We start from the raw sequence: 9,250 nt of genomic DNA on the forward strand, positions 1-9,250 counted from the left end.
CGCTTCACCAGCTCGCGGAACATCGCTATTTGGTCTTTTCTTCTGCAGAAATGAGTGTCTTTGTGTAGCCGCTCGAAGCTCAGACCAGTTCGACGTTCTTGAGTTCTGGAATCAGCCACAGCGTCGCGATCACATCCAGGACATACAGGCCGGCAAGCATAGCGATCGCGGTTTGAAACGAGTAGTGGGCAGCAACGCTACCGACCGCTACGGGGCCCAAACCTCCCACAGCTCGGCCCACATTCCACAGTACATTTTGCGCCGTAGCACGTGCGGCCGTCGGATAAGCTTCCGACAACAAGGTTCCGTAGCCGCCGACCATGCCATTGACGAACATGCCCATCAGGGCGCCTGCCCACAGCGTCGCGGCCGGGGAAGTGAGTTGCGCATACACGATAGCCATGATGACCGAACCGACCTGATAAAGCAGGAACATGGGCTTGCGTCCGATGCGGTCGGCGAGTTGCCCGAATAGCCCTATCCCGATCATCATGCCGCCCACCGTAATCGCCGTCCAAAGCCCCGATTGGGTGAGTGACAAACCCATCTGCTTGGACAGAAACGACGGCAACCAGATCATGATGCCGAAGTAGCCGAAATTCTGGACAGAGCAGAGGATGACCATGCCTAGGCTGGTTAGTGCGGTGCGGCGGTCGGCGACCAGCAGTTTAAACCTGTTCGGGCCTTTGCTTGTCGCCTGCCTTTGGCGCATGAATACTTCGGGCTCATGCAGCTTTTTGCGCATCGCCCAGGTAACAAACGCCGGCAAGATGCCAACCAGGAACATGCCGCGCCAGCCGATATAGGGTAGCCATAATGGAGTCAGCAGCGCAGCCAGCAACACGCCGGTCTGCCATCCTAGCGCTACATAAGACGATACACGTGCGCGCTTGCTGGCCGGCCACGCTTCGGCTGCGAGCGCCATGCCAATGCCGAATTCGCCGCCCAACCCGAGGCCGGCCAGGGTCCGGTACGCCAACAAATCCCAAAATCCCTGCGCGAATGCGCATAGGCCGGTGAAGATCGCAAACAGCAGGATGGTCCACGTCAACACATGCACCCGCCCATAGCGATCACTCAGCGCCCCGAAGAGGATGCCGCCTATCACCGCTCCGACCAGCGTCCCTGTCGCCAGCGCGCCACTTTGCGGGATCGTCAGCTTGAGTGCCACTGCGATGGTGGGCAACATGAAGCCGAGGATGAGCATGTCAAAACCATCCATCGCATAGCCGAGCGCAGATCCTGCCAACGCCTTCCATGCATACTTGTCGACCAGTCCAGTCGAATTTTGCTGCGCATCGAGTATCGAAGACTCCATATTTACGTCCGTGCCATCCTTATTCCTTAGTTTGGGGGTATTCAGTCCAACAGCAGAGTTATGGACGGTTGTAAATTGCGCATGGTTTCACGATTGAATTGCTTGGCTGTCATCACCGTTGGATGCAGGCAACTATCCTGATAGGCGGCTCGCTGCGAGAGTGGAAGCGGACGTGTTTCGAACACCTGGCACTGGAGCACGGCCAAGGCATGCCGCCACCAAGATGAATGGACCGTCTCGACCTGTGGGTCAAGACGTTCATAAGCAAGGCTGGGATCAAAAAGTCGAGACGCATCATCCCGCATTTGCGTCGTCGGGGCCTGGTATGCCTGATTGTTTTGAGGGGCGCCTTGCAGCTGTCCGCGGTCGACAGTCCAAGCAGCATTGATGGAGGTAGGAACGATGTGGCCTCCCTGGAAGCCGGTAATGCCGGACACGGGATACCCTTGATTGACCCATCGGCCAAGGGCGTTTGACACGACGGCGCGAACGTCCAGATTGGAGCCAACGGGACTCCACGTCACGGCGACAAAGCGGTCCAGCACTGCCTCGGCCTCGAAGAAATTGTCATCCAAGGCAACCTCAAAAAGCACGCCCGTGGGCAGTGTATCTGATGATTGTTGCACGGCGTGCCAGTCCCTGTAGGCCATGATGAACAGGGGATTTGTATGGGGACGCGAGAAGAAATTCCAGAAATCGATGCCATCCCGGCCCGATGGTTGTCCTTCTGGACGGAGGCCGTGGGCGAATGCCTGGTGGATGACTACCTGCGCGTTGGCAGTTGATACGGGAACAAACACGTACCCCCATTCCACGGCATGGCATACCGGGACCGACAACATCAAAAACAACGCGGTAAGCAAATGCTTCATTGCCTTCTTCCATTGAGCATTTTTGTATCCATCGCCGATGCCGGTATCTTCTCGGTCAATCAGTCCCGTCCCATAGTTCAATGGTTCCAAATCCCGACATTGCGCACTTGTAGGAAGGTGACTTCAGCTGAACTTTGCTGCGTAAGCTGTACGCGAGTTGAGCTTGAGCCAGCAGTGCACGCCCTAATGGGTTAGTCAATGCTATGTCGGTAGAATCGTGATAGAAGAACTTGGCCTCACGGTCATAGTATGGTTTCTTGCTTAGATACACGCCAAATTCATCCCAGGTCGTATTTCCTGGCCTGCCCGCTTGGTACGGACCCGCAATGCCTACGATATATCCAATATTAATGCCTTCCAGCGCGCCACAATTTTGTCCGGGGGTGGCAAATGCTGATGAGCTGGCTGCTAGGGGAAATAAGGCCAATGGCCAGTGATTTCATTTTCATCAAGTTTCCATGTAGTAGCGACACGTTTTTCAACCCATTGGAGTTGAGAAAGTTTCCGTCAAGGCAGCTGATATAGTAAACGGATCGGATCTATTACATATTTCATCTATGGATGACATTGTTTAAATAAGTTGCAAGCTAGGGCGGTCGGCTTTCTGTATGGTCCTAATGCAAGATCGGCGACCCATTGATGGGTAGAATCAAATATCATGAGCAGATATCCCATGAAGGATATGTTCGACGAACTCCTTGAAGGTCGGAGTAGTCTCAAACAGGCGCCGGTGTTGAGCGGCAGTCATGGCCGGGGCATGTGATGAGAATTAAAGCCGCTACGTAGGCAGGGATAGCAATCGCGGCATCGCCATGCACGCAGCACCGCGATGCTGGGATTGCCACCCAGTCTACGATGGTCGGGCGAGGATGCGCTCGCGCAGCGCTTCGGCAATGCTCTCCGTCTCCCGTAACGGCGCTTGCTGTGCAGGCGCATCCTGATTGATGTCGTGCAACAGGTCCGCCTTGCGCAAGCTGTCATGAAAGCGCGTCAGCTTCGGCGGCAAATTCCCCACCACGAAAGTGTGCACTGCGCATCCCACGGCGCAGGCTTCGCTCAGCATGTTCACCGAATCGGGCGTCACCACCAGGCGGTCGGCCCAGCCGAGCACGCCAGGGTAGGGGTTGTTGCCGTCGTCAGGGCCGGTCCAGAGCAGGCCGGGAACGCCACGCAGCGCGTTGCGCATTACCTCGGCAATGGCGGAAGGCGTGCGACGCGAAGTCAGCACCAGCAGGCTGCCGCCCTCGCGCTGCCGGCGCTCCAGCAAGTGTTCGACAAGGCGGCGCGCATAGTCGCCATCCATGCGAACACCTGCGCGCGCGCCGCCCAGCAACACACCTACGCGTGGGCGTGGCAGATAAGCCAGTGCCGGAGTGGCTTCGCGGCCATCCGCCAGCCAGGCATCGTCGATTGGGTTCAGCGATCCCAACGGGTTCAGCACATTGGGGCCGGCGAGGTCGTCATGTCTGGGCGCGACGACGGTGTCCCAATGCGTGGGATCGACACGCGGATCGAGGATCTGCACGGTATGGCAGTAGCCTTCCGTCAGGCTACGCAACAGGCGTGTCAGCAAGGCCGCGCTGCGTCCGCAGCCGATGGCGAGGGAAGGCCAGGGTGGCGCGAAGGCCGCGCGCTGCGAGGCGGGCAGCACCAGCCGGCCGCCCATGACCAGGCGCGGTGACAGCCATGACCATGGCGCGCGTGGCGAAAGAACCAGGTGTCGCACCGGCATGCCCATTCGTTCGGCCAGCGCCAGGGCCTGGCGCTGATTGCCGGCGGCCTGGTCGGTGATCACCCAGCATTCCCCCGCCAGGCGGGGCAGGGGTTCGCGCTCGGGAACGTCGATTGTTGCCGGATCGTGCACAGTACGTTCGCCTTGTTCGCCGCTGGTACACCCGGGTTGCGCTTACACTTTGGGATTCGTTCCCGCAGCCAAAGGATACCCATGAGCGAGAAGCTTGCCGAGCCGGCATTGGATCAGCTGTTCCGTACCGCCCGTACCTACAACGCGTTCCTGCCCAAGGAAGTGACCGACGAGCAGTTGCACGCGCTGTACGAGCTGGCCAAATTCGGCCCGACCAGCGCCAATTGCTCGCCCATGCGCCTGGTGTTCGTCAAGTCCGCGGAGGCGAAGGAAAAACTCAAGCCGTTCCTGTCCGATGGCAATCGCGCCAAGACCATGGTGGCGCCGGTCACGGCCATCGTGGCGAGCGACTACGCTTTCTATGAAAACCTGCCCAAGCTGTTTCCGCACGCCGATGCGCGTAGCTGGTTCGCTGGCAATCAGCCGCTGATCGACACCACGGCGTTCCGCAACGCCACGTTGCAGGGGGCTTACGTAATCATGGCAGCGCGTGCGCTGGGCCTGGATTGCGGCCCGATGTCCGGTTTCGACAATGCCGGCGTGGACCAGGCGTTCTTCGCCGGCACCACGGTGAAGTCGAATTTCCTGATCAACATCGGCTACGGCGACAGCAGCCGTGACCTGTTCCCGCGCAGCCCGCGACTCACGTTCGATGAGGTAGGCCGCATCGCGTGATGCTTTTCCACCAATGGCCACGAGGCTATTGGCGCTGTTGAACGTGAAAGTGCTTTATTTCCCCACTTTTTGATCAAGGCAGGAGACTTTTTTCATGCGCAATCTTCGCTACGTATTGCTGGCCGGGCTGCTCGGCACGGCACTCTCGGCCCAGGCCGACCCGGTCAGCTACAAGCTCGACCCGGGCCATACCATGGTGCTGTTCAGCTGGAGCCACTTCGGCTTCTCCCATCCCGTCGCCGATATCGGCATTACCGACGGCACCTTGGTGTTCGACGAGAAAAATCCGTCCAAGGCCTCGGTGGAAGTGACCATGCCGCTGAGCAATCTGGACACGCACGTGCCGGCGCTGGACAAGCACCTGAAGGAACCGGATTTCTTCAATGCCGACAAGTACCCCACCATCACCTTCAAGAGCACCGGTGTGAAGCCGCTCGGCGGCAAGAAGTACAAGGTGATGGGCGACCTCACCGTGCATGGCGTGACCAAGCCGGTGGTGCTCGATGCCACGCTCAACAACGTCGGCCCGCACCCGATGACCGGCCAGCAGGCGATCGGCTTCAACGCCACCGGCATGATCAAGCGCTCCGATTTCGGCCTGGGTGCCTACGTGCCGAAGGTGAGCGACGAGATCCAGATCAACATCACCACCGAGGGTTCGGTGCCCAAGGCCGGACAGCAGTAAGCTCCAGGCTTAAGAACGAGGGGCGAATGGTCAGGGGCGGCAACTGCCCTCGCTACTCGCCCCTCGTCCCTTGCTAAGATAGGCGGTCTCATAGCCTTGCCCGGAGCAACAGCCCATGTCGGGTCACCCTGCCGCAGCCCAGAAGCTCATTCCGGCGAATGCCGAAAATCGTTACGAAGTGACGCGTTCGGACCTGCCGCTGTCGTGCCCGATGCCCGGCATGGCCCTGTGGAACTCCCATCCCAAGGTGTATCTGCCGATCGTGGAGGACGGCGGCGAGTCCGTATGTCCTTACTGCGGCGCACATTACGTGCTGCGCGACTGAATCCAGGCCCAGCCACGAGCATAAACCGCGCCAAACGGCACGATTGCTGCTTGGGTTTTTACGGATGAGAGTCGCTAACGAGGCAACCATGTCTGTCGCCGCCACACCGGCCAGAACGCTGACCGTTGTGCAGCTTATCCCTGCGCTGCACTCCGGTGGCGCGGAGCGCTCGGTGCTGGAAGTGGGGCAGGCGCTGGTGCAGGCCGGGCATCGGTCGGTGGTGATCTCCTCGGGCGGCCGCATGACGGCGCAGCTGCAGGCCGAAGGCAGCGAACACATCACCCTGGATGTGGGCCGCAAGTCCTTGCTCACCTTGGGGCGCCTGGGCCGCTTGCGAAGTATCCTCAGCGAACTCAAGCCGGACGTCGTCCATGTCCGCTCGCGGCTACCGGCATGGATGGGTTGGTGGGCGCTCAAGGGTCTCTCGCCCAGACCGCATTTCATTACCACCGTGCATGGGCTCAATTCGCCGGGCCGCTATAGCTCGATCATGTTGCGCGGCGAACGTATCGTGGTGGTCTCGCAGACGGTACGCGACTACCTCATCAGCCATTATCGAAAGCTCGATACTGCCCGTATCCGTATCATTCCCCGCGGTATCGATCCGGAGGCCTTTCCCTACGGGCATCGCCCGGAGGAAGGCTGGCAGAAGGCCTTTTTCAACCAATTTCCGCAGCTTGCCGGTGCGCCCCTGCTCACCTTGCCCGGTCGTGGCACGCGTCTGAAAGGTCACCATGACGCGATCGAGCTGGTGGCCGAACTCAAGCAGCGCGGCATCGACACGCGCCTGCTGCTGCTGGGTGTGATCGAGCCCGGACGCGAAGCCTACGTGCGCGAACTGAACGAGCTGATCAAGGGCCGCGGGGTGGAAAGCCAGGTGGTGCTGACGGCAACGCGCGATGACGTACGCGACATCTTCGCCATGTCCGCCCTGGTGCTGCAGCTTTCCAACAAGCCCGAGGCTTTCGGCCGCACCGTGGTGGAGGCGCTGGCCCTGTGCCGCCCCGTGCTCGGCTATGCCCATGGTGGCGTGGGCGAGCTGCTGGCCGAACTCTATCCCGCCGGGCGCGTGCCGCCTGGCGACCGCGAACGCCTGGTGGAGCGTGCAGCGGAGCTGCTGCGCGTTGCGCCGCCCATTCCGCCCTTGCAGCGCTATCGCCTGATCGACATGCAGCACGCCGCCTTGGCGCTGTACGAGGAAGTGACCGGCTGATAGCCGCCATGGCAAGCGCGCAGCTTGCAGTTGTGCCGATTGTCTGGCTCAGTTGTCATCCACCGTTGATCGGGCCTTGAGCCGTTTAGTGTGATTGAGCACCGCTTCCTGAATGCCGTGAAGAGCATCGGTTTCACCGTTTGGTGGCCGTTGTGGCTGCTCGCGCTGCTGTTGCCGTTTGGCCGCAGTGCGGAGCTAGGCACCTTGCTGTGCCTGGTGGGCGTGGTGCTGGTGCTCGGTCGCCAGCGTGCAGCATGGCGTGGTGACCCGGGGGCGCGGCTGTTTGTGCTGTTGCTTGCCTGCTATGTCGGTGCGGCGCTGCTGTCGTCATTCGTCGCCGTGATGCCCGGCAAAAGCTGGGGCACTACCGCAGGCCTGCTGCGCTATCTGCCGCTTGGGCTATACGCCGCCTATGCGTTGCGCAACCGGCGCTTCTTGCATGGGTTTTATGCCGCGCTGGCTGCCGTGATCGCCTTCTGGGTGCTGGATGCCTGGATGCAAATGCTCACTGGCTGGAGCTTGCGTGGCCAGGCCGATCCTGAGCGCATCTCCGGCCTGTTCGGCGCGGATGATCCCAAGCTGGGGTCGACGCTGGCGGTGCTGTCGCCGTTCTTGTTGTGGACCGCCCGTCAATATGGAAAAAGAACGGGACTGATCCTCGCCTTTGCGCTGCTGCTGGGTCCGGTATTGCTGAGCGGGTCGCGTTCCGCATGGATCGGCTTCGGGCTGGTGACGCTGCTGTTCATGTGGCGCGAGGCAGGTTCACCGCTGCGCTTTGTTGCCGTATGTGTGGCCTGTGGCGTGGTGCTGCTGGCGGCGGGTGGCATCGCCTGGAAAACCTCCACGCGTTTCGAGGCACGCTTTGAGCGCACCCTGATGGTGTTGGGCGGTGGCGAGCAATCCATCAACGCGGCGACGACGGGCCGGCTCGACATCTGGCACACCGGTCTCAGCATGATCCAAGCGCATCCCCTGCTAGGCGTGGGTGTGCGTGGATTCCGCTATGCCTATCCGCATTACGCCCCGCCGAATGATCACTTCCTGGTGGAGGAGAATTGCGGTGATGGCTCCGGCGCCTGCCATCCGCACCAATTGGTGATGGAGGTGGTCGCCGAAACCGGGGTGGTGGGCGCGCTGCTATGGCTGCTCGGCGTGGTGTTCGCTTGCCGTGGCTGGCGCCGCGCAGGTGCAGCCGGACGCACGGGCGCTTTTCCGGTGACGGCATCCCTGGCGGCGATGCTGTTTCCGCTCAATGCCCACCTGGCTTTCTATTCGGCCTGGTGGGGCCTGTTGTTCGCCTGGCTGTTGGCGCTATGGTGTGCGGCGCTGTATGCGAAGGAGCAGGGCGATGGCGCGTGAACCGCTCTCGGTAGTGCTGATCACCTACAACAACGCCGACACGCTCGATGCCTGCCTGCGCGAAGTGGACTGGGTGGATGAAATCGTCGTGCTGGATTCCGGCTCCACCGACAGCACCGTGGCGATCGCGCGCATGCACGGCGCGCAGGTGGAAGTGCATCCGTTCGACGATTATGGGCCGCAGAAGCAGCGTGCCTACGAGCTGGCGCGCAACGACTGGATCCTGAACCTGGATGCGGACGAGATTCTCTCGCCCGGTACGCGTGCCATTATCGAGCGCGCGTTGGAAGATCCCAAGCATGCGGGGTTCCGCATCCCGCGTCGCGAGCGCATGTTCTGGACCGTGCAGCATCGCTGGAGTCATCGCAACGGCCATCTGCGCCTGTTCAATCGCAAGCATGGCGGCATGAACGATGTGGAAGTGCACGCCGCGGTCGAAGTGCGGGGGCCGGTAAAGACCCTGTGGGGAGCTGATTTCGTCAACAACGGCGACGGCGATATCGCCACCCGCGTGGAGAAGATCAATCGCTACAGCAGCGGCATGGTGGCGCACAAGCTGCGTCGCGGGCAGCGTTTCACCGGCGTGCGCATGGTGATCTATCCGCCATTGTTCTTTGTGCGGCAGTTTGTGTTGAAGCGTTACTTTCTCAGCGGCTGGGCGGGCTTTATCGCCAGCGTGCTGGGCGCGTTCTACGTGTTCCTGAAATACGCCAAGTTGCACGAGGCGCGTCGAGCGCAGAACAAGTAAGCATCTTCGCCTCGAACCAGCTCCCTCCCCTACGTGTAGTAGGGGAGGGTTGGGGTGGGGTGAAGCAACCTCGCGGTGAGCTTCAACTGTGCGGCAAGCTCGTGCAACCCCACCCCAACCCTCCCCTGCCAAGCACCTGATTAGCGTCGAGTCTCAGCTGGGTTTCGCAAATCCTGCTCGGTCCTGGAGCA

Annotated in this window: 9 protein-coding genes; 6 read left to right on the forward strand and 3 right to left on the reverse strand. The window is 60.9% G+C overall.

The genetic code is table 11. The features are described 5' to 3' along the window. Positions 1–79: 79 nt before the first annotated feature. The 3 genes from QQJ96_RS05695 to QQJ96_RS05705 form a co-directional block, all read right to left on the reverse strand. Positions 80–1,318 carry an MFS transporter gene (locus QQJ96_RS05695; protein WP_284331001.1) on the reverse strand — a complete coding sequence of 413 codons (1,239 nt, stop codon included), beginning with the start codon at positions 1,316–1,318 and terminating at the stop codon, positions 80–82. A gap of 41 nt (positions 1,319–1,359) precedes the next feature. Then, positions 1,360–2,280 carry a hypothetical protein gene (locus QQJ96_RS05700; RefSeq protein ID WP_284331002.1) on the reverse strand — a complete coding sequence of 307 codons (921 nt, stop codon included), beginning with the start codon at positions 2,278–2,280 and terminating at the stop codon, positions 1,360–1,362. A 760-nt stretch (positions 2,281–3,040) separates the two neighbouring features. Further along, complete coding sequence (locus tag QQJ96_RS05705; protein ID WP_284331003.1) at positions 3,041–4,054, reverse strand: mitochondrial fission ELM1 family protein; 1,014 nt, start codon at positions 4,052–4,054, stop codon at positions 3,041–3,043. Positions 4,055–4,135: 81 nt separating this feature from the next. On the opposite strand from QQJ96_RS05705, the gene QQJ96_RS05710 reads away from it, so the two are divergent. From QQJ96_RS05710 to QQJ96_RS05735, 6 genes are all read left to right on the forward strand, one after another. After that, positions 4,136–4,729 carry a malonic semialdehyde reductase gene (locus QQJ96_RS05710; RefSeq protein ID WP_284331004.1) on the forward strand — a complete coding sequence of 198 codons (594 nt, stop codon included), beginning with the start codon at positions 4,136–4,138 and terminating at the stop codon, positions 4,727–4,729. A 94-nt stretch (positions 4,730–4,823) separates the two neighbouring features. After that, the gene (locus tag QQJ96_RS05715; protein WP_284331005.1) at positions 4,824–5,414 is read left to right on the forward strand and encodes a YceI family protein; all 591 of its coding nucleotides are present in this window, start codon (positions 4,824–4,826) and stop codon (positions 5,412–5,414) included. A 115-nt stretch (positions 5,415–5,529) separates the two neighbouring features. After that, a complete protein-coding gene (locus tag QQJ96_RS05720) occupies positions 5,530–5,739 on the forward strand; it encodes a zinc-finger domain-containing protein (protein WP_284331006.1) in 210 nt (69 codons plus the stop codon). Between the two features lie 88 nt (positions 5,740–5,827). Then, positions 5,828–6,952: a glycosyltransferase gene (locus QQJ96_RS05725; RefSeq protein WP_284331007.1), complete on the forward strand. Its 1,125-nt coding sequence runs from the start codon at positions 5,828–5,830 to the stop codon at positions 6,950–6,952. A 90-nt stretch (positions 6,953–7,042) separates the two neighbouring features. Next, complete coding sequence (locus QQJ96_RS05730; RefSeq protein WP_284331008.1) at positions 7,043–8,311, forward strand: O-antigen ligase family protein; 1,269 nt, start codon at positions 7,043–7,045, stop codon at positions 8,309–8,311. Beyond that, a complete protein-coding gene (locus QQJ96_RS05735) occupies positions 8,301–9,059 on the forward strand; it encodes a glycosyltransferase family 2 protein (protein WP_284331009.1) in 759 nt (252 codons plus the stop codon). The genes QQJ96_RS05730 and QQJ96_RS05735 overlap by 11 nt, the downstream gene beginning before the upstream one ends. Positions 9,060–9,250 lie beyond the last annotated feature (191 nt).

This window comes from Dyella flagellata, from assembly GCF_030160275.1.
GTDB lineage: Bacteria > Pseudomonadota > Gammaproteobacteria > Xanthomonadales > Rhodanobacteraceae > Dyella_B > Dyella_B flagellata.

What these genes read in the sequence shown, in the direction of transcription:
- QQJ96_RS05695 (WP_284331001.1), bottom strand. Translation starts at nt 1,318, where the DNA reads ATGGAGTCTTCGATACTCGATGCGCAGCAAAATTCGACTGGACTGGTC.
- QQJ96_RS05710 (WP_284331004.1), top strand. Translation starts at nt 4,136, where the DNA reads ATGAGCGAGAAGCTTGCCGAGCCGGCATTGGATCAGCTGTTCCGTACC.
- QQJ96_RS05715 (WP_284331005.1), top strand. Translation starts at nt 4,824, where the DNA reads ATGCGCAATCTTCGCTACGTATTGCTGGCCGGGCTGCTCGGCACGGCA.
- QQJ96_RS05720 (WP_284331006.1), top strand. Translation starts at nt 5,530, where the DNA reads ATGTCGGGTCACCCTGCCGCAGCCCAGAAGCTCATTCCGGCGAATGCC.
- QQJ96_RS05725 (WP_284331007.1), top strand. Translation starts at nt 5,828, where the DNA reads ATGTCTGTCGCCGCCACACCGGCCAGAACGCTGACCGTTGTGCAGCTT.
- QQJ96_RS05735 (WP_284331009.1), top strand. Translation starts at nt 8,301, where the DNA reads ATGGCGCGTGAACCGCTCTCGGTAGTGCTGATCACCTACAACAACGCC.